The 19,511-nt window shown below is 68.8% G+C and carries 17 protein-coding genes; 11 read left to right on the top strand and 6 right to left on the bottom strand.

Going from position 1 to position 19,511, the window contains the following annotated elements:
• Positions 1-6 precede the first annotated feature (6 nt).
• The 3 genes from QSJ18_RS13635 (at position 7) to QSJ18_RS13625 (ending at position 3,180) form a co-directional block, all read left to right on the top strand.
• A complete protein-coding gene (locus QSJ18_RS13635; protein WP_286327062.1) occupies positions 7-924 on the top strand; it encodes a MetQ/NlpA family ABC transporter substrate-binding protein in 918 nt (305 codons plus the stop codon).
• 139 nt (positions 925-1,063) lie between these two features.
• On the top strand, positions 1,064-2,341 hold the full coding sequence (locus QSJ18_RS13630) for an acyl-CoA dehydrogenase family protein (RefSeq protein ID WP_286327061.1): 1,278 nt from the start codon (positions 1,064-1,066) through the stop codon (positions 2,339-2,341).
• 41 nt (positions 2,342-2,382) lie between these two features.
• Positions 2,383-3,180 carry an SDR family NAD(P)-dependent oxidoreductase gene (locus QSJ18_RS13625; protein ID WP_286327060.1) on the top strand — a complete coding sequence of 266 codons (798 nt, stop codon included), beginning with the start codon at positions 2,383-2,385 and terminating at the stop codon, positions 3,178-3,180.
• A gap of 132 nt (positions 3,181-3,312) precedes the next feature.
• On the opposite strand, the gene QSJ18_RS13620 is transcribed toward QSJ18_RS13625, so the two are convergent.
• Both QSJ18_RS13620 and QSJ18_RS13615 read right to left on the bottom strand, forming a co-directional pair.
• Positions 3,313-3,864, bottom strand: a complete 552-nt coding sequence (locus tag QSJ18_RS13620) for a DUF2771 family protein (protein WP_286327059.1) — start codon at positions 3,862-3,864, stop codon at positions 3,313-3,315.
• 2 nt (positions 3,865-3,866) lie between these two features.
• Positions 3,867-5,822, bottom strand: coding sequence for an MFS transporter (locus tag QSJ18_RS13615; protein ID WP_462476076.1), 1,956 nt, complete (start codon positions 5,820-5,822; stop codon positions 3,867-3,869).
• A gap of 38 nt (positions 5,823-5,860) precedes the next feature.
• On the opposite strand from QSJ18_RS13615, the gene QSJ18_RS13610 reads away from it, so the two are divergent.
• Both QSJ18_RS13610 and QSJ18_RS13605 read left to right on the top strand, forming a co-directional pair.
• Complete coding sequence (locus QSJ18_RS13610) at positions 5,861-6,721, top strand: DUF3027 domain-containing protein (RefSeq protein ID WP_462476075.1); 861 nt, start codon at positions 5,861-5,863, stop codon at positions 6,719-6,721.
• Positions 6,722-6,772: 51 nt separating this feature from the next.
• Positions 6,773-9,571: a sacsin N-terminal ATP-binding-like domain-containing protein gene (locus tag QSJ18_RS13605; RefSeq protein WP_286327056.1), complete on the top strand. Its 2,799-nt coding sequence runs from the start codon at positions 6,773-6,775 to the stop codon at positions 9,569-9,571.
• A gap of 16 nt (positions 9,572-9,587) precedes the next feature.
• Here QSJ18_RS13605 and QSJ18_RS13600 read toward each other — a convergent pair whose 3' ends face one another.
• Positions 9,588-10,190 (bottom strand): TetR/AcrR family transcriptional regulator, encoded by a 603-nt coding sequence (locus tag QSJ18_RS13600; protein ID WP_286327055.1) that lies wholly within the window; start codon positions 10,188-10,190, stop codon positions 9,588-9,590.
• Between the two features lie 139 nt (positions 10,191-10,329).
• On the opposite strand from QSJ18_RS13600, the gene QSJ18_RS13595 reads away from it, so the two are divergent.
• A complete protein-coding gene (locus QSJ18_RS13595) occupies positions 10,330-11,469 on the top strand; it encodes an acyl-CoA dehydrogenase family protein (RefSeq protein WP_286327054.1) in 1,140 nt (379 codons plus the stop codon).
• A gap of 26 nt (positions 11,470-11,495) precedes the next feature.
• Here the strand turns inward: QSJ18_RS13595 and QSJ18_RS13590 are convergent, their stop codons facing one another.
• Together QSJ18_RS13590 and QSJ18_RS13585 are read right to left on the bottom strand one after the other, a co-directional pair.
• A complete protein-coding gene (locus QSJ18_RS13590; RefSeq protein ID WP_286327053.1) occupies positions 11,496-12,248 on the bottom strand; it encodes a hemerythrin domain-containing protein in 753 nt (250 codons plus the stop codon).
• A gap of 105 nt (positions 12,249-12,353) precedes the next feature.
• A complete protein-coding gene (locus tag QSJ18_RS13585; protein ID WP_286327052.1) occupies positions 12,354-12,623 on the bottom strand; it encodes a hypothetical protein in 270 nt (89 codons plus the stop codon).
• 112 nt (positions 12,624-12,735) lie between these two features.
• Between QSJ18_RS13585 and QSJ18_RS13580 the strand changes: the two genes are divergently transcribed.
• From QSJ18_RS13580 to QSJ18_RS13560, 5 genes are all read left to right on the top strand, one after another.
• A complete protein-coding gene (locus tag QSJ18_RS13580) occupies positions 12,736-13,332 on the top strand; it encodes a phosphatase PAP2 family protein (RefSeq protein WP_286327051.1) in 597 nt (198 codons plus the stop codon).
• A 60-nt stretch (positions 13,333-13,392) separates the two neighbouring features.
• Positions 13,393-15,960, top strand: a complete 2,568-nt coding sequence (locus QSJ18_RS13575; protein ID WP_286327049.1) for an outer membrane protein assembly factor BamB family protein — start codon at positions 13,393-13,395, stop codon at positions 15,958-15,960.
• Positions 15,961-16,020: 60 nt separating this feature from the next.
• Entirely contained in the window at positions 16,021-17,271 is a 1,251-nt protein-coding gene (locus tag QSJ18_RS13570) for an acyl-CoA dehydrogenase family protein (protein WP_286327048.1), read from the top strand.
• Between the two features lie 29 nt (positions 17,272-17,300).
• Entirely contained in the window at positions 17,301-18,365 is a 1,065-nt protein-coding gene (locus QSJ18_RS13565) for a phosphotransferase family protein (protein WP_286327047.1), read from the top strand.
• A 109-nt stretch (positions 18,366-18,474) separates the two neighbouring features.
• Positions 18,475-19,137, top strand: a complete 663-nt coding sequence (locus tag QSJ18_RS13560; RefSeq protein ID WP_286327046.1) for a hypothetical protein — start codon at positions 18,475-18,477, stop codon at positions 19,135-19,137.
• On the opposite strand, the gene QSJ18_RS13555 is transcribed toward QSJ18_RS13560, so the two are convergent.
• Positions 19,119-19,388 (bottom strand): DUF2530 domain-containing protein, encoded by a 270-nt coding sequence (locus QSJ18_RS13555; protein ID WP_286327045.1) that lies wholly within the window; start codon positions 19,386-19,388, stop codon positions 19,119-19,121. The two genes, QSJ18_RS13560 and QSJ18_RS13555, sit on opposite strands and share 19 nt — an antisense overlap.
• Between the last annotated feature and the right edge of the window lie 123 nt (positions 19,389-19,511).

Below are 19,511 nucleotides of genomic sequence, written 5' to 3'. Positions count from 1 at the left end.
GGCATCATGCGAGGGCGATTCGAGATCCGGCGGCGGATTCCCGGTCTGCGGGTGATCGTCGCGGCGGTGGCCGCAGTTGTCCTCGCGGGTTGTGCTGATGACCCGGCGGTGTCCTACTCCGGCAACGACGATGCCGAACTGCGGGTGGTGGTCGGCGGGGCCGGCTACCGAGACGTACTCGAATACGTGGCGGCGCAGAACCTCACGCCGGGCCTGCGGCTACAGCTCGTCGACGCCACGCCGCAGGCGAATGCCGAAGTGGCCACCGGCCGAGCCGATCTCGCGTTCCACCAGATCCAGCCCGCGTTCCTCGGCGAACCCGCGGGGTCGGGCGAGCAGCGTCTGAGCGTGGTGTCGAAGGTGGACGTCGCGCCGTACGCGATCTACTCGTCGAGATGGAAGTCGCTGGCCGACACCGGGAATTGGGTCGACCCGGCGACCGGCCGAGCCAAGTCGGCGACCGGCGGCCTGCCACACGGTGGCCGGGTGGCCGTGCCGGCCACCGTCGCCGGGCGGGCACGTGCGCTCTATCTGCTGCAAACCGTCGGCCTGCTGAGGCTCGACCGCGCCTTCGGCGGTCTCGGCATCGCCGATCTGTCCGTCTCCGAAGCCAACATCCTCGATTCCCCTCGCCACCTGGAGATCCGGGAAGTCGACCTGTCGGCGTATGCCGCCGATGCGCTGGCCGACTACGACGCCGTGGTGCTGGACCCGCGAGCCGCCCAGGGGGCCGGACTCGTGCCGGGGACCGACGCGCTGGCCACCGAGCCGGGCCGCGGCAATCCGTATGCGCGCGTACTGGTGGCACCGGCGCGACTCGCCGGTGACGAGCGAATCTCGCGGCTGGCGCACGCACTGGAGAGTCCCGCTGTCGCGGAGTATCTCAACCGAACCTATCGCGGTGCGGTGATCGCGGCCCGCTGATCGCCAGGAGAAACCGTTGCAGCGCAGGAGGATGCATCGAAAGTCAACACAACGCGCGACCCATTGGTACGACCACCTCAACATCACGACAACCTCAACATCACGACAACCTCGACATTACGACTACTAGGAGCCTGACATGACCACAACTGCTGTTCCCGACACCTCAGGTCCGATCACGGACGCGGCGACCGCCGATGGTGACCAGGGCAGGGCGGTGCCCCGTTTCGACTCTGCGGTGCGGATCGGCTCATCCGAACTCGCCGAGCTGATCGCCTACCTCGGCGCCGACGTCGTCGCGCGTGATGCCGACAACCGACATCCCTTCGCCGAGTTCGAGGTTCTGCGCGCGGCGCGGCTCGGTGCCCTCCGACTGCCGATCGATCAGGGTGGTGGCGGTGCGACGCTCCCCGAACTGTTCGAGACGGTCATCGCGCTGGGCGAGGCCGACCCGAATATCGCGCACAGCATCCGTAATCATCTCAACTTCACCGAAAGCCTTCTCCGCGAATCTGACGGCCCGGACGCCAGATGGCTCGACGAGGTGCGTGCGGGCAAGCTGTTCGGCAACTCCTCGACCGAGCTCAGCAACAAACGCGCCGGCCGGCGTAACCAGGACTTCGAGTCCGCAGTGACCCGAAGCGACGACGGACTCCGCCTCAACGGCATCAAGTTCTACAGCACCGGAAATCTGTACGCCGACTACCTCGTCGTCGCGGTCAGCGGACCCGACGGGAAACCGGCGCGTGTGGTGGTGCCGGCAACCCGGCCCGGCATCGTCGTCGAACAGGACTGGGACGGCATCGGTCAGCGGTTCACCGGAAGCGGCACCACGCGGTACGTCGATGTCGCCGTCACCGAGGACGAGTTCCTCAGCAATGGAACCTATTACGGTGACCTGCCGTACTCGGCAACGTTCCCGCAGCTCTACCTGACCGCGGTGATCGCGGGGATTCTGCGTCGTGTGACCACCGACGCGGCCGACCTCGTGCGGACAAAGCAGCGCACCTTCTACCACGCCGTGGAGGGCCATCCGGTCGACGATCCGATCCTGCAGCAGACGGTGGGCACCCTGGCGAGTACGGCATATGCGGCCGAGGCACTCGTTCTCTCGGCAGCCCAGGCGTTGTCGGAAGCGTATGCCGCGCACGGAAGTACGGATGAGGCGGAGCTGTCCCTGCGTGCCGCGTCGCGGTCGGCGAAGGCGAAGGTCGTCGTCGACGAGCTCGCGCTGCGTGCTGCGGGTGAACTCTTCGACGTCGGCGGTGGCACCGCCGCCCGCCGGAGTTCCCATCTCGACCGGCACTGGCGCAACATCCGAACACTGGCGGCACACAATCCGCGCACCTACAAGGCCAAGGCGATCGGAGCCAACGAGCTGACCGGCGAACCGTTGCCGACCGGCGCGTTCTTCTGAGATCGACTCGCTACCACACATATTCGGATAGGAGTCCAACGATGGATCTACAACTGAGCGGTAAGCGGGCACTCGTGACGGGTGCGAGCAAGGGGATCGGGTTGTCGATTGCGCATGCGCTCGCGGCCGAGGGCGTCGACGTCGCGTTGGCCGCCCGCGATCGCGAGACCCTGGAGAAGGCCGCGGCGGAAGTCGCCGAACGCAGTGGGCGGCGGGCGATCCCGATCGTGGCCGACACCGGCGACGATGCGTCGGTGCGCGCCCTCGTCGACGGTGCGGTCGCGGCGCTCGGCGGTCTGGACATCGTCATCAACAACGCGTCGAATCAGCAGATCGGCGGTGGTTTCCCCGACCTGGAGGGCACCACCGACGAGGCGTTCTGGGGGGACGTCAACATCAAGGTTGCCGGATATCTGCGCGTCGCGCGGGCGGCTGCCCCGGTCCTCAAGGCCCAGGGCTGGGGCCGGATCATCAACGTGAGTGGGCTCGGCTACCGCCAGACGCATTCGATCGTCCGCAGTATCCGCAACGTCAGCGTCGCGGCGCTGACCAAGAACCTCGCCGATGAGCTCGGGCCGCACGGTATCAACGTCACCGTGGTCCACCCCGGTGCGACCAGGACCGAGACGACCACGCTGAAGTACGCCCAGGACGCAGACGCCGCGGGGGTGGAGGTGTCGGAGTACGAGCGAGCGTTGGCGAACAACGCGATCGGGCGGGTCGTCGAATCCGCCGAAGTCGCCGATGTGGTGACGTTCCTGGCGTCGGCGCGCAGCGTGGCGATCTCCGGTGATGCCATCGCGGTCGGGGGCGGACTACTCGGCACCATCAACTACTGAGCCTGCATCAACTACTGAGCCTGCATCAACTACTGGGCCTGCATCAACTACTGGGCCTGCATCAACTACTGGGCCTGCGGTTCGACGTAGTGGCCGGGTCGGTTCCGCCGGCCCGGCCATCGGAGTGTCCGGCTACCGATCGAGGAGTCGGAATCCCTCCGGGCGGGTGTCGGCGGCCAGCTCGGCGCGGACCGGCACCGAGCCGTCCGGCAGTTCGACCGCCGACGGGAGGAGCACGGTGAGGCCGAGCAGCACCCGGCCCGGCTCGGATTTCAGCACGATCGTGTAGGTGCTGTCGGCCTTGTACAGCGGCCGCTGCACCTCGGTCAGCCCGCGCGGCGTCGAATAGAGCAGGTTGAGTTTCCACGGCCCCTCGGCGATATCCGAGGACACCGTGAGCATCGTCGACTCACCGACCGGGATCGGGGTGCGCGGTGTCTGACGGGCGTTGGGGATCCCACCCTCGCTCGGACTGGGATGGCAGTCGCGCAGCAGGACATCGCAGTACCAGCGCGGTTCCACCTTGTAGAGCTCACCGCCGACGGCCAGATGCAGATACGGCGGATGCTCGCGGGGCTCGTCGCGGACCAGCAGGAACGTGGTGGAGGCGACCACCACGACGAAGACCACGGCGACCACCGCGATGATCGTGAGCGCCTTCTTCTCGCCGTTGTGCAGGTACACGGTCAGCGCCTCCTGGACTGGGTCGGGTCGCCGGGCGCGGAGCCGCGGGGACGTTGCTGGTGGGCGCGGGTGGTGGCGGCGCCCGGGCCTGCGGGGCGGTCGTCGGGGCCGCGTCGGGCGTGGGTGGTGGTCTCGGGAGCCGCGAACGCCATCGTCGGTGCCGCATGATCGGGACGTCGGCCGCCGAAACCGGGGATCAGCGTCGAACCGCGGGTCGTCAGCACCGTCTGCACCAGCCCGATGCCGAGCAGGACCGCGACGACGGTGAAACCGAGCCAGATCTTCGGGGGCAGCAGGACGCCGAGCGCGGCCCCGACCACCCACGACAGCTGCAGCACCGTCTCGGACAAACCGAAGGCCGACGCCCGCGATTCGTCGGGCAGATCATCCTGAATAGAGGAGTCCAGGCAGACCTTGCCGATGGCGCTGCCGCCGGAGGCGACGAAAGCGGCGATGGCGGCGGCCAGGACATTGCCGAACACCGCTGCACCGACCGCGACCACGAAGCAGGCGGTGGTGGCCCACACGATGATCGATGGCGGATTCTTCAGCTCCAGCCGGGTGCCCGCGCCGTTGCCGATCGCATTGCCGATGCCGGCGGCAGCGCCGAGCACACCGAGCAGCATGAGCTGCTCGGCGCCGCTGGCGCCGTGATGAGTCTGCTGATCTTTGGCGTAGAACGCGATGAACATCGTCAGGAAACCGGTGAGGATGCGGATCGTGCCGTTGCCCCACAGTCCGGCGACGACCTTGCGGCCCAACGGCTGACGCATCTTCGCGGCGATGCCCTTGGCAGCGCCGCGGGCACTCGGTTCCTGTTCGGGGACCGACGACCGGGCGGGTTCGCCGTGGTAGGTGATGGTGGTCGGGATCTCACCCTCGGTCGACTCCACCCAGGATGGGATCCGCATGCAGAAATAGGCGCCCGCGGCCGCGACGACGGCCAGCCACAGCAGTGCGCCGGGCAGGTGGAACGGCAGCAGTTTGCTCAGTAGGACCTCGACGATGCCGGCGATCGCGCCGCCGACGATGGTGCCACCGAGGAGCCCGAAGGTCGTCAGCCGGGAGTTGGTGCGCGGCAGGTCGATCGTCGGCGGGACCACGCGCGGGGTCACCGCGGATTTGAGGACGCCGAAGGATTTGGACAGCACCAGCAGGCCGAGGGCGCACGGATACAGCACATACGGGTCGTAGCTGAGCTGGTCGGCCGCGTCGTCCCAGGTGACGTTGGCCATGATCAGCAGTGCCAGCACCACACGCAGCGCGAAGGTGGTGGCCATCGCGATCCGGCGCCCCTTCTGCAGCCGGTCGAGCATCGGCCCGATCAGCGGCGCGATGAGCGCGAAGGGTGCGATGGTCAGCAGCAGGTACAGGGCGACACCGCCCTTGTCACCCGACGCCGAGGCGAAGAAGAGGGTGTTGGCCAGGGCGACGGCCATCGCGGCATCCACCGCGAAATTCGCCACCACCGGCAGCGTCAGGGCGGTCAGCCCGGACTGGTCGGCGCCGTCGGCGGTAGCCGCCGCGGCGATCTTGTTGATGCCCTTGCCGGTCAGCTCGCGACTGCGCATCGCCGCGACCCGCGCCACCGTCAGCTTCCTCGGCATCTGCGGGTCGGCCGCCCCCATCGGTCGCGTCCGGGGCCGGTCATTCGGATGGGGGGTGGTGTCCTGCTCGTCGAGGGGCGGCAGGTGCGGATTGTGGGTCGGCGGCGGCAGGTAGGCGTTGCGTCCGGGACCGCTCGGCGTCGAGGCGGCACCCCAGCCAGGAGCAGGTCGGCGCGTGCGTGTCCCGGGGTGTCCGGGGCCGGGATCGTTCACCGGATAGTTGGCGGTACCAGGGTGGTCACCGGGCGGGCGACGATCCCGATCACCGGCGGATCGGGACTGACGCGGGTTCGCCGGACCTCGTGGGGCCCCGCGCCCCTCGTCGTGTTGGCGGGAACTCGGTCGGTGCACACTGAATATTGTTCCCTATCCGGGCGGGCGTGTGCGGTATGCGGGTCGTTGTGCGCGGCCGGTCGGCGATATTGCACACTGGAAACGTGACTGAACCAACTGGTGCCGACCGTTCGCAGGCCGAGAGCAACGACGCGCTGCTCGATGCGGTGGAGATCGCGCGTGCGGCGTTGGTCGCCGACGGTCAGGTTCCGGGTCCCCACCGGCGCAGCATCGCCGAGGGTGAGTGGGCCGCGGCGCACTACTTCGACGCCGATCTGCCCGGCTATCGCGGCTGGCAGTGGTGCGTGGTCCTGGCCGGTGCGCCCGACGCCGACGACGTCACCGTCAGCGAGGTCGTGTTGCTGCCGGGTGACGGTTCGCTGCTCGCCCCGGAGTGGGTGCCGTGGGCCGATCGGATCAGCACCGGCGATCTCGGACCCGGCGACCTGCTCGCCGCCGAAGCCGACGATCCGCGCCTGGTGCCCAACCAGATCGACACCGGTGACGAATTCCGCTTCGAATCTGAGACCGTCGACCCCGACGACATCGCGCAGGTCGCCGGTGAGCTGGGCCTCGGCCGGCGTCGGCTGCTGAGTTCCGACGGTCGCGCCGACGCCGCGCAGCGGTGGTACGACGGGGACTTCGGACCGAATTCGGAGATGGCGCAGGCCGCCAAGTACCCGTGCTGCAGCTGTGGCTTCTACGTGCCGCTGTCGGGGTCGCTGCGCGCGGCCTTCGGTGCGTGCGCCAACGAGTTCGCCGCCGACGGCCGCGTCGTATCCGCCGAATACGGTTGCGGCGCGCATTCCGACATCGCGGCGCCGCGTCCGGACAACGGGCCCGCCTACGACGCCTACGACGACGGTGCCCTGGAGGTCGTGACCTACGACGCCGATCGTGACGTCGCGCGCGCCTGACGGAGACCGACCGTCTGCCCACCGACCGTCTGCCCAGAACTGTCTGCTGCGATGACCGGGCCGGACACAGCTGACCCGTTCGGCACCGCAGCCATCCGGGCGTCCACCCTCGCCGCGTGGACAACGTCGACGACCCGGCTGGCCGAGGACGTCGCCACCGAGACCGATCTGGTCACCGTCGGCTACCGTGACCGGCTGCTCACCGAACTGGCCGCCAATGCCGCCGACGCCGCGGCCGCCGCCGGGGTACCCGGACATCTCGCGGTCTGGATACATGGCACCGAGCTGCACGTCGCCAATACCGGCGCACCGCTGACCGCCGACGGTGTCCGCTCGCTGTCGGCGTTGCGGGTGTCCGGGAAGCCGGACGGTCCCGATACGGAGTCCGCCGGCACCCAGGTCGGACGGTTCGGTGTCGGCTTCTCCGCGACTGCGGCGGTCGCCGACCGCGTCGAACTCCGTTCCACCACCGGTACGGTGCTCTTCGACCGGACCCAGACCTGCGCGGCGGTGCAGGCCGAAGCCGGCCGGGCTCCCCGGCCCGACGAGGTGCCGCTGCTACGGCTGCCCTGGCCGGGTACACAGGCTCCGACCGACGGGTTCGACACCGAGGTGGTGCTCACCCTGCACGCCGACCTCGCCGCGACGTCGGCGACGATGCTGGCCGAGATGCGGACACAGGCAGCCGATCTGCTGCTGGAATTGGATGCCCTGTCCTCGATCACGATCGGCGACTGGCGATGTGACATCGACGAATCCCAGATTCCGGGGGAGGCCGGGCCGTCCGCGGCGGTGCTGACGCTGACGGCGGGTGCACCGGGCGCCGAACCCGACATCCGGCGGTGGACGCAGGTGCGGGCGGGGGCCACGCGATGGCTGGTGCGCACCGACGGCACGGCCGGCGCCCGGGAGGTGTTGCGGGCGCCCACCCCGACCGGAATCGAGCTGAGTCTGCCCGCCCGGGTGATCACCGCACTGCCGCTCACCCCCGACCGTCGGCATCTCCATCCCGACGCCGACATCACTTCGGCGGCAACGGGTTATGTCGACCTGATGGTTGCGATCGAGCCGGCTCGACGGCTGGCGCTGGTGCCCGAGGAACACCGGGCCCGCAATCGCGACGACGCCCGGCTCGTCACCGCGGTGCGCGCGCAGCTGACCGACGGGCGGTGGCTGCCGGGTGCCGACGGCACCGATCTGATCCCCACCCGGGCGAGTGTTCTGATGGGGCTGACCGCCGAACTCGCGCGGGTACTCGAGCCGATCTTCGCGGATCTGGTGCATCCCGACCTGTCCGGGTCGGCGCAGCTGCCGGTCCTACACCGTCTGGGGGTACACGAGATCGGTCTGGCGGCGCTGGCCGATCGCCTCGTGGGCGTCGACCGTGAGCCGGTGTGGTGGCACGCGCTCTACAGCGCGCTTGCACCACTGGTGCCGACCTCACATGAGGCTGCCGAACTCGCCGCGCTGCCGGTGCCACGCGCCGACGGCCGGATGGCGATCGGCGTGCGGGGTGTGGTGGTGCCGGCCACCGAACTCACCCGGCCGCTGTCATGGTTGCCGACCGTACATCCCGATGCGGTTCATCCACTTCTGGAACGTCTTGGTGCGCAACGACTGTCGATTTCCGAAGCGTTGTCGGATCCGGGGCTGCGGTCGCTGGTGGAGGGTTGTGACCCGGACGACGATCCGGTCGAGGACGCGCAGACACTGCTGGACGACGTCGTCGCGCTGTTGCGGGCCGATCCCGATGCGCCGGTACCGGGCTGGCTCGCAGCACTTCCGCTACTCGACGTCGACGGCGAACTGCGTCCGGCCGACGAACTTCTCCTCGCCGACAGCCCACTGCGGTCGGTGCTCGTCGACGACCATCCGTTCGGTCTGGTGGCCGACGAGGTATACGACCATGCCGAGCCTGCGGAGCTGCGGCGGCTGGGCGTCGGATACGGATTCCTGCTCACCGACGACGAACTGCCCACCGCGCCCGATCACGATCTGCCTGACGAGCAGCTGTGGTGGGATCGCCCCGCGTCGCCACCGGAACGATTGCGGGCCGTTCGTGACCTGGACCTGATCGACGAGAGTTGTTGGGCGGCAGCGCTGGAACTGATGGTCGCCGATCCGGTGATCGCCGAACTGCTCACCGACCGGGACGGATACACGGCCTGGTGGTTGCGCCGCTACGCGGTCATCGGCGGGCTGCCGCTCGGCCGCTACCGGGCACCGTCGGACACCGCGCACGCCGGTGTCCTCGACGTGCTGGACCATCCCGACGCCGATCGGCTGGCCGGCGCCTTGGCCGGACCGGTTCCCGAGCAGGCCGACGACGCCGCCACCCTGCTGAGCAATCTGGCCGACGCCGACCGGAGCATCAGTCCGGGGGTGGCGGTCGGTGTGCATGCCGCGCTGGTCGCGGCGTACCGGGCAGGGGTGTTCGGCATCGACGACCTGCCGTCCGGTGGGGTGGCGCGAGCGATGTCGGGGGAGGTCGTCGACGATGGGTTGGTCCTCGACCGGCCCTGGCTGGCGCAGGTGTTGCGCGCTGGAGAAGTGGTGCTCGCCGGCACCGACGCCGACCCCGAGGCGGCCGAACTGCTCGCCGAGATCCTGGATCTGCCGACCGCCTCCGAGGTGGTGCACACCTGGGTGACCGACGTGGGGCAGGCGGCCACCAAAGACAGTGCCCCGGCGGTGCGCTTTGCGGTGGAATCCGGTCGCCCGATCGTCGTCGGAGAGGTGCGGCTGCACGACGATCTGCGGATCTCGGTGCGCCACAACGACGATCCGGTGGTCGAGGTCTCGGTGCGATGGTGGGTGGACGAGCGCGGCGTGGCCCACCTGCGACGGTGACCTTCGGATCGCGAAGTTACGGAAGGGCGGGGGAGGCGTTGCCCGCGTCGATGCCGGCGAAGAGGATCGACGCGAGCTGCCGATAGGCGGTCGCGTCGTCGAGTCCGGTGGCGTCGCGCACTTCGCGACGTTGGATCCGCCGCATCATCGTCGCGGTGAGGTCGGCGGCGAAACCGGCGTCGACGCTGCGGAACACGCCGGCGTCGGCCCCGGCCGAGATGAGTTCGGCGACCCGGGCGGACGCCGCGACGGTGTTGCGCTCATAGAGCGCATGCGTCGGACCGAAGTCGTCGAGGTCGCGCATGAACTGGTCGGAGGCCACCGACAGGGCCTCGCCGACCGCGAGCAGATAGATGACGACCCGTTCGCGTACGTCGGTGCTTGCCGCGACCCGGTCCTCCACTTCGCGGGTCGCGCGCTTGAAGAAGTGGGTCACCGCGGCGGTGGCGAGCTGCTCCTTGCTGTCGGCGAGGGTGTACAGCGTCGACTTCGAGCAGCGCAGACGTTGCGCGATGTCGGCGACCGACAGATGTGCGAAACCTTCGGCGAGCATCAGCGTGACGAGATCGTCGAAGAGTGCGGCCCGGCGACGCGTCGCGAAACCCTCGGGAGCGGGCATCGTGTGCCTCCTTGTCGGTGTAGCCAGGGCTCGACAAACGCCGGGATCAGCAACCATGGGGAATGGACAAATAGTACTGTAGATGAGACCTGAGTACTATTTGTGGTCTCATTACCGTGTTCTCCCTGGAGGTGCCCCAATGCCCGTCGAACGTCTGCTGCCCACCGACGAGGCGCACGATCTGATCGCGTTGGCCCGCGACTTCGCCGACAAGCGGATGGCGCCGATCGTCGACGACCACGAGCGCAACCACACCTACCCCGACGGTCTCTTCGCCGAACTCGGTGCGGCCGGCCTGCTCGGCCTGCCCTACCCGGAGGAATGGGACGGTGGCGGCCAGCCCTATGAGGTGTACCTCCAGGTACTCGAAGAATTCGGAGCTCGGTGGGCGTCGGTGGCCGTCGCGATCAGTGTGCACGGTCTCGCCTGCCACCCGCTGATGAACTTCGGCACCGACGAGCAGCGTCGCCGATGGCTGCCGGATCTGCTCAACGGCCGGCTGATCGGCGCGTACAGCCTCTCCGAGCCGCAGGCCGGTTCCGATGCGGCGGCACTGAACTGCCGGGCGACCCCGGTCGACGGCGGTTTCCGGGTGAACGGCGCCAAGGCCTGGATCACCCACGGCGGCATCGCCGACGTCTACAACCTGTTCGCGCGCACCGGCGAGGGTTCCAAGGGGATCTCCTGCCTGCTGGTACCCGCGGACACCGAGGGCCTCGGCTTCGGCAAACCCGAGGACAAGATGGGTCTGCACGCCGTACCGACGACCGCCGCCTCCTACGACGACGCCTTCGTCGACGAGGATCGTCTCCTCGGTGCCCAGGGGCAGGGGTTGTCGATCGCGTTCTCGGCACTCGACGCCGGCCGGCTCGGCATCGCCGCCGTCGCGACCGGACTCGCACAGGCCGCCCTCGATGCGGCCGTCGACTATGCACAGGAACGAACCACCTTCGGTCGCAAGATCATCGACCATCAAGGGCTGTCGTTCGTCCTCGCCGACATGTCCGCGGCGGTGGATTCCGCGCGCGCCACCTACCTCGACGCCGCACGCAGGCGTGATGCCGGGATGGACTATTCGCGCGCCGCCGCGACCGCCAAACTCGTCGCCACCGACGCGGCGATGAAGGTGACCACGGACGCGGTGCAGGTGTTCGGCGGCTACGGCTATACGCGGGACTTCCCGGTGGAACGGTATATGCGCGAGGCCAAGATCACCCAGATCTTCGAGGGCACCAACCAGATTCAGCGTCTGGTCATCGGCCGCACCCTGGCGCGCTGACCGGTCGTGGGCGGCCCCGCGCCCGGTCAGCGGCGCGGATCGTAGAAGAACGCGCGGCGGTCGCGGCGGGCGAAGGAGCGCTCACCCAGACGCGTCAGGATCCGCAGGATCGCCGGGAGCCGAGACATGATCGCCTGTCGGTCGTCGGCGGGCAAGCCCTTGACCAGGAACGGTCCGACGGCGAGCACCTCGCGCGGCTTGACCTCGCCGCGCATCGTCTCCTCGAAGGCATCCCACTCCGCCGGCGACATCCGTCGCTGCATGATGACCATCGCCGCACTCTCCTCGTGGGCCAGATGAGCCGACAGTGTCTCGAACGTGCGTTGCAGCGACCCGGCCAGATCGGCGCGGACGGTGTCGTCGGCGCGGCCCGGGCCGGCGGCCATCGCGGCGAACCCCGCCGAGCAGGCCGTGAGCAGCGGATCGATGAGCTCGTGTTCGGCCTCCATGGCGTGCAGGACGGCCTGTTCGTCATCGTCGGCGCCCGATAGCAGCAGCGGCCACAACGCCTCGTCCTCGCCGGTGTGATGGTGGTGGAGCACGTCATAGAACGACGACCACCGATCGGCCAGCGCCCGCCAGGTGTCGGTGTCGGCGACGGGGGTGTGCGGCGCGCAGGCGGCGAAGTCGGCCAGATCACGACGAAACGCGTGGTGGGCGACGTACATCATGAAGGGATCGATCGGTCCCTCCGCGGCGGCGGCCTGTCCGGGAAGGCGGACCTGCACGGGGTACTCGGCGGGGGCGGTGATCGGGGCGGTGGTCTTCGTGGTGTTCATCGATGATCCTTGTCTGAGATGACTCGTACCTGGTTGGGGGGTGCATCGACAGTGCGCGGCCGCCCTTGTGGCGGACTTGCGGCCGACTTGGACGTGTTCGGCCGTTCAGCCGACGAAGACGGTCGCGGTGACGCGCTCGAGACGGAACAGGGTCGGGTCCACGGCGACGATGGGGCTGCGTCCGGTCGGGTTCGCTACCCCGACGACGGCGGGCGACGGCCGGTCGGACGGGTGGACGTCGCGGTGCGCCGGTGACATCGCGCCGGCGAAGGCCGACACCGGTGCGGCGACGGCCAGGACTCCGATGACTCCGATCGCAACCCGCACCCGAGATCGGCGGACGGCGGGGTGTCCTGCCGGCAAGGCGTGTGACATGGGATTCCTCTCTCTGCCTGGGGAGACCTCGCTAGGCTGGTCGAGAGGGCTTGCCGCCTGCTTGTAGTTGGCCTGAACCGGCCCGCCGTCAACCTCCAAGGAGCCGCCGTCCGTGTGGATTTCGCCGACACAGCTCGACGAGACGGTGTTGCGATGGGTGGTCGCGAATCGCAGTGAGCCGTGGATATCGGTCGCGCATGTGCTGTCGGCGATCGGCGGCACCCTGTCGCTGACGATCGCCACGGTGGTCGTGGTCGTCGTGTTGGTGATGCGCCGACGGATCGCCGAGGCGGTCTTCCTCGGCGGTGGCGCGTTGTCGGGGCTGCTGCTGATGATCTCGCTCAAGCGGCTGTTCGCACGCCCACGGCCCCCGGTCGGCGATCGGCTGGTGGTCATCGACAGTTACGCCTTCCCGTCGGGCCACGCGATGATGACGATGATCGTCTTCGGTCTGTTCGCGGTGACGGCCTATCGCTGTGTGGGCTGGGTGGTGGGGCACCGGTGGGTGCTGCTGCTCGCGCCGCTGGCCTCGGGCCTGATCGGGCTGAGTCGGATCTATCTCGCCGTGCACTGGACGACCGACGTCATCGCCGGTTGGCTGTTCGGGGCCGCGTGGGTGCTGCTGTGTACATGGCTGCTCGGGGTTGCGACCGAGTCCGGGCGGGGCGCGGGCCGGTGGGACGCTCGAACTGACCGAAATCGGCGATAAGGGCGAATTGGTCTGGACGGATGACACGTGCGCGGCGCTGAAACCCGGTTAGATTGAACGATGTCGCATTCTGGTGCCGATGGTCGTGATGAGTCACCCGAGGATCCGTCCGCGCCGGAAGCCGACGCCGACAATCCGACAGTCATCGCCGACCGCACGGACCTACCTCCGTCTGCCCCAGCCCCGGTGACGAGGATCGCGCCGAATGAGATTCCCGCGAATCAGCCCCCACCCCAGCAGTTCTCGACCCAGCCGTTCAGCGGCCCCCACTATCACCCCACCCAGGTCGGCCCGCCGCTGACGGCGATGCAGACCGGGCCGTACCCGACTGGCCCGTATACCGGCGGTCCGCCGACCGGCCCCGGGGTGGCCTTCGGCCCACCGCAACCGCCTCGGCCACCGCGTGGACAGCGGGCGGTGCCCTGGGTGCTCGCGGCCATCGCAGTGCTGTGCGTCGTCGCGTTGACAGCCGGTGCCATCGCCTGGTGGTCGTCACAGCGGGACTCCGCCGATTCCGATACCGCGGACCGGCAGCCGTTGCTCCCCGGGCAGCTCACCGGCACCTTTCCCACCGCGCCGGGCGTGGCGTGGGCGGTGACGGCGAGCGACGTCGGCGCAGACCAGTTCGTGTCGCCACTTCCATGGGACTCCCAATATCTGCGCGTCGACGCCCTGCGCGACGACACCACCGTGGTGACTCTCGCCCACACCATCAGCGCAGGTGCCCGGGCGATGAAGGTCGTCGGGGTCGACACGACGACGGGCAAACACTGGACCTTCGACACGGGTGTCGCATCCTGCGCCGACCGCATCGTCGATCACCTCATCGCCTGCGCCGACACCCAGCGCGTGTACCTGATCGACGTCCGCAGCGGCGCGACCACCGACACGATCATGCTGCCGGGCAGCGGATACGGCATCGCCTTCAACGGGGACGCGGTATTCACCCGGACCTACTCCGGGTCGACGCTGACGATCACGAAGCTGACCCCGGCCGGCACGGTGTGGACACGCGAGATCACCCCGCCGGAGGCTCTGCCGAGCGGCGACGCGTCGAACTTCACCGCCACCGACGACCTCGTCGCCAGCGGCGGCGGCACCATCACGGTGCTCGCCGCCGGTGACGGGAAGACCCTGCTGTCCGAACCGGGCCGGTCGACCATCGAGGCGCTGCCCGACAGCTCGATGCTGGTCGTCACCGGATCGGCAGCTTCCGGCAACCCCACCGACGGCCCGGTGGTACGGGTGCGTGCCGACGGGACGATCACGCGGCTCGGCGGCAGCACCGTGTCGTCGGCAACCGTGGCGACGCCGGGACAGCAGTATCGGGCGCTCGTCGGTGCCCGTTACGTCGATACCGGCGACGGCGCCGAACTCTGGTCGACAACCGTCGGGAACAATCCGCGGCTGGTGCTCGCCGACGATCGTGAGGTGGTGCTGCTCGATAACGACACGATCCGGTCGGTGGAAACCGCCACCGGGCGGCAGATCTGGTCGTCGACGGCGGCCAACGCGTCGCCGTGGGATTGGAATGCGGTGACCGATGGTGAGACGCTGATCGGTCCCGGCCGCAATGGCGGCCTCGCCGCCCTCGACCTGGGCACCGGTGCCGAGCGCTGGGAACTGCCGACCGCAGATGTCGGCGTGGAGACCTCCGCGACCCCGAAGGTGTTCGCGGCAGGCGACCATCTCGTCGCCGTCACCGCATCCGCGATCACCGGCTTCGCGCCCACTGGCCCGCGCGCCGTCGTACCCGGCAGCATGCGAGCACCGGCCACCGAGGAGTCGGGCGGCGGTGGCGACGAGTACGTCACGCCGTGCGGTTCGCCGCCGGTCTTCACGCCGCAGTCCTTCCGGACCACCTCCGGTGGGTTGGGGGTGACGATGAAGGTATCCGCGACCTGCCCTGGTGGTGACATCCTCTACGGGCCGCGAACCAGGATCTCGATCGCCGAGAACGGTGCCCTGGTCGCGTCCGGATTCTTCGACTTCGCCCGCGCCCCGGTGGCGGTGGGATCGCTGGAGAGCACCGGCGGACTGACGATGGAACTGACCTATCCGCCGGGGTCGTTCTTCCGCCTGCCGGACACGCTGACCGTCGATCCGGGCATCAATCGCTACCTCGTCGACTGCGACAAGGGGCCGACCTCCGGGTCACCACCGAAACTGAAGCTGCCGGAGCGGGGTGCCACCGCGCCCGCGGCGGTCGCGACCGGACCGTCGTTGCCCGCCGGGACCGACCTGTCCGCGACCAGCGTCAGCGCACTGCGTCTGCAGGCCGACTCCGACCGCGCGTTCATCGTCGGGAATCTCAACAATCGTTGGGTCGCCCAGCTCAGTTCCAAACGGCCGGGGCTCAACGCCGAAGGCCGGATCTGGGATGAGCCGGCGATCCTCGACGAGTTCCTGGCCCTGCGCCTGCGTTTCAACGATGTCCGGCTGCTCTACAGCGACGAGTGGTCGGTGTTCAGCTACAAGGGCTGGTGGGTCACCGTTGCCGCGGCCACCTTCCCCGGGCCGGACGCCGCGAACAACTGGTGTCGCACACAGGGATTCGACTCCGACCACTGCTTCGCCAAGCTGATCAGCACCACCGCCGGGTCGGAGGGGTCGACCAGGTACTGGTAGACCGGGCGCCGGTGATCGAACCGGCTGCGTCCGGCGGCACCGGCCAAGTACGGTCGGAGGATGGACTTCTCCCCGACACCGCGTTCGGCCGACCTGACCGCCCGGGTCACCCGTTTCATCGCCGACGAGATCGCCCCGCGCGAAGCCGACATCCACCACGACATCACCCGCCGTCGGGCGGCCGGGGAGGACTCCTGGGCACCGCCCGCGCAGATCGCCGAACTGCAGGCGAAGGCCCGGTCGCAGGGGCTGTGGAACCTCTTCCTGCCCGCCGAACACGCGGGCCGGTACGCGGCGGACTTCGGCACCGACGGCGGTGCCGGGCTGTCCAACGCCGACTATGCGCCGGTCGCCGAGGCGATGGGCTCCTCGATGCTGGCCCCGCTGATCTTCAACTGCAACGCACCCGACACCGGGAACATGGAGGTGCTGCTGCGTTATGGCAGTGCGGAGCAGCGTGAACAGTGGCTCGAACCGTTACTGCGCGCCGAGATTCGCAGTGCCTTCTGTATGACCGAGCCCGCGGTCGCTTCGTCGGATGCCACCAATATGGCCGCCACGGTCATCCCGGACGGCGACGACGTGATTGTCAACGGCACCAAGTGGTTCTCCACCGGCGTCGGCCATCCCGACTGCAAGATCCTCGTCTTCATGGGGGTCACCGATCCCGACGCCGACCGGCATTCGCGGCACACCATGGTGCTCATCCCCATCGACACCCCCGGGGTGAAGGTGGAACGGATGCTGTCGACGATGGGCTACTTCGACGAGCCGCTCGGCCACGGCGAGGTGTCCTTCACCGATGTGCGGGTACCCGCGTCGAATGTGCTGCTCGGCACCGGCCGGGCCTTCGAGATCGCGCAGGGCCGATTGGGACCGGGGCGGGTGCACCACTGTATGCGGGCTATCGGGCTCGCCGAGCGCGCGCTGGAACTCGGTGTGCGCCGCGCACTTTCCCGTGAGGCCTTCGGTCGTCCACTGGCCAAGCTCGGTGGCAACTCTGAACGGATCGCCGACGCGCGGATCGCGATCAACCGTTCGCGGCTTCTGGTCCTGCACGCGGCGTGGCTCCTCGATCAGGGGATGAGCCGGGCGGCGTTGTCGGCGGTCAGCGAGATCAAGGTCGAGGTCCCGAATATGGCGCTCGACGTCATCGACCTCGCGATCCAGTTGCACGGCGGTGGCGGCCTCACCGACGACTTCCCGCTCGCCGCAGCCTGGGTCGGTGCCCGGTCGCTTCGGTTGGCGGACGGCCCCGACGAGGTGCACCGCAGTGTTGTCGCGCGTCTCGAACTCGGTAAGTACACGTAGAGATCCGGACCAGGCGAGTGGGAGTGAACATGACCGAACAGGTCGCCGGTGCCGGCGAGGTCCGCACCGAAGACGGCTTCGACGTGGCGAGGGTCGCGGCGTGGCTGCGGGAGCATGCCCCCGACACCGAGGGGCTGCCGGAGGTCCGGCAGTTCTCCGGCGGTGCGTCGAATCTGACCTTCCTGCTGCGGTATCCGCATCGGGACCTCATCCTGCGGCGCGCACCCCGCGGGACCAAGGCGCGTGGGGCGCACGATATGCACCGTGAGTACCGGATCCAGTCCGAACTCGGCGCCGTGTTGCCCTACCTCGCGCCGATGGTCGCCTTCTGCGACGACCCGGACATCCTCGGCGCCGACTTCTACGTGATGGACCGGATCGACGGCGTCATCCCGCGTACCGACTGGCCGGCCGATGTCCCACTAGACCCGGCGCAGGCGCGCCGGTTGTGCGAGAACTTCGTCGACACGCTCGTCGGGTTGCACTCGGTGGATCCGGTGGCGGCGGGACTCGCCGACCTGGGTAAGGGGACGGGCTATGTGCGTCGCCAGGTCGAGGGCTGGGCGGCTCGATTCACCAACGCGCACACCGACGATGTGCCTGCCCTGACCGACGAGATCGCCTGGCTCCTCGACCATCAGCCCGATGACGTCGCGAACTGCATCATCCACAACGACTACAAATTCGACAACGTGGTCCTCGACCGTGACGACCCGACCCGGGTCGTCGGCATCCTCGACTGGGAGATGGCCACGCTCGGCGACCCGCTGATGGATGTCGCCGGTGCGCTGGGTTACTGGGTGCAGGCCGACGACGAGGACCTGATGCCGCTGCGCCGGGTGCCGACGCACCTACCGGGGATGTTCACCCGCGCCGAGTTCGTGGAACGGTACTGCGCGGCGATGGGCTTCGAGATGGATGCGCAACGTTGGCGCTGGTACGAGGCATTCGGCCTGTTCCGGGCGGTGGTCATCGCGCAGCAGATCTACTACCGCTACGTGCTCGGGCAGACGACAAACCCGGCCTTCGCGCGGCTGGGTGAGGCGGTCGGCGTGCTCGGTGCCCGGTTGATCGAGGTTGTCGGCGAGCACTGACTCCAGGTCGTCGCCGGGGACGCCATCGCTGGACATCGTCGTGGGATTCGGGGATTCCCGATTCTGTGCTGGAGGCTTCTGGTTATGCTTCATATATGAAACTTGATCGGTGGCGCCGGTGGGCGGGATGACCGTCTTCCTCGTGGTGGTCGGGGTCCTGCTGGCGCTCGGGCTGATCGGGCTCCTCGCCCTGTTCGTGCTGAACGGACTCGCGACGAAGCCGGGCCGGTTCGCCGTCCGTGAGATGTCGGCCGACGCCGTGTCGGACTACATCGACCGGCGAGCGGCCTTTGCGATCGAGATTTCGGAGACGACGCCCTTGTCGCGTCGTGAGGTGTGGGAGCGGCTGACACAGGTGCCCTACCTGTCGTCGCTGCCATTCCTGAGCGGCCCGGACTGGACGGTGTCCGGATCGGATCGCGTCGCGGTCGGGGCGACGCGATCCATGTCCGGCACCATCCTGTCCGTGTCGCAGCAGGTCGTCGGCGTCGTCGAGCGCGAGCAGCTCGTCCTCGTGGGCACCGGTATCTCGCTGCCATGGGCGATCAAGGATTTCGCCGAACGGTTCACCATCACCGACGGGGCGCGGCTCAACACCCTCACCGTCACCTGGGAGATCGCCGGATCACCGCGATGGGTGGCGTTCCTGCCCTGGCGATGGTGTGCGCCGATCGCGCGTCCGGTACTGGCGTTCGTGCTGCGGCACATCCTGCGACTCAAAGCGTTCCGCCGTCCGGGCACCGTCGCGGCAGATCAGTCCAGACCCTCCTGAGCACCCCGATCGCCACGGCGGACACCGCGTCGTTGCACCGCGACGATCGTCGTACCCAGCACTCCGACGGCCAGGCCGACCAGTGCCACCCCGATGGCGCGGTCGCCACCCCAGCCGGTCAGCCAGATGACCACGGTCGCAACCGCCCAGGCGAGCATCCCGACCACGATCACCGGCTCGGGTGCGCGCAGCACAGGGGGGAGTTCCGGGATGGGCCGCTGTAGTTCGGGGTTGGGGACTGCGTCCGACATGTCCTAAGAGTAACTTTCCTGGCGTGGCTACCGACGAGTCGAGTGAATCAGCCGAGACCGCGCGCATCCCGGAACCTGCACCGGAACCGCAGACCCCATCACCGTCGGCCCCATCACAGTCGG

Source organism: Gordonia heveisoli (genome assembly GCF_030315745.1).
GTDB lineage: Bacteria > Actinomycetota > Actinomycetes > Mycobacteriales > Mycobacteriaceae > Gordonia.
The sequence above is the reverse complement of the archived record's forward strand: the minus strand, read 5'-3'. Positions and strand labels throughout refer to the sequence as shown.

Coding starts and splice junctions, on each gene's coding strand:
- QSJ18_RS13625 (WP_286327060.1), top strand. CDS start 2,383: ATGGATCTACAACTGAGCGGTAAGCGGGCACTCGTGACGGGTGCGAGC.
- QSJ18_RS13595 (WP_286327054.1), top strand. CDS start 10,330: ATGCCCGTCGAACGTCTGCTGCCCACCGACGAGGCGCACGATCTGATC.
- QSJ18_RS13635 (WP_286327062.1), top strand. CDS start 7: ATGCGAGGGCGATTCGAGATCCGGCGGCGGATTCCCGGTCTGCGGGTG.
- QSJ18_RS13600 (WP_286327055.1), bottom strand. CDS start 10,190: ATGCCCGCTCCCGAGGGTTTCGCGACGCGTCGCCGGGCCGCACTCTTC.
- QSJ18_RS13610 (WP_462476075.1), top strand. CDS start 5,861: ATGCGGGTCGTTGTGCGCGGCCGGTCGGCGATATTGCACACTGGAAAC.
- QSJ18_RS13585 (WP_286327052.1), bottom strand. CDS start 12,623: ATGTCACACGCCTTGCCGGCAGGACACCCCGCCGTCCGCCGATCTCGG.
- QSJ18_RS13590 (WP_286327053.1), bottom strand. CDS start 12,248: ATGAACACCACGAAGACCACCGCCCCGATCACCGCCCCCGCCGAGTAC.
- QSJ18_RS13630 (WP_286327061.1), top strand. CDS start 1,064: ATGACCACAACTGCTGTTCCCGACACCTCAGGTCCGATCACGGACGCG.
- QSJ18_RS13605 (WP_286327056.1), top strand. CDS start 6,773: ATGACCGGGCCGGACACAGCTGACCCGTTCGGCACCGCAGCCATCCGG.
- QSJ18_RS13555 (WP_286327045.1), bottom strand. CDS start 19,388: ATGTCGGACGCAGTCCCCAACCCCGAACTACAGCGGCCCATCCCGGAA.
- QSJ18_RS13575 (WP_286327049.1), top strand. CDS start 13,393: ATGTCGCATTCTGGTGCCGATGGTCGTGATGAGTCACCCGAGGATCCG.
- QSJ18_RS13570 (WP_286327048.1), top strand. CDS start 16,021: ATGGACTTCTCCCCGACACCGCGTTCGGCCGACCTGACCGCCCGGGTC.
- QSJ18_RS13565 (WP_286327047.1), top strand. CDS start 17,301: ATGACCGAACAGGTCGCCGGTGCCGGCGAGGTCCGCACCGAAGACGGC.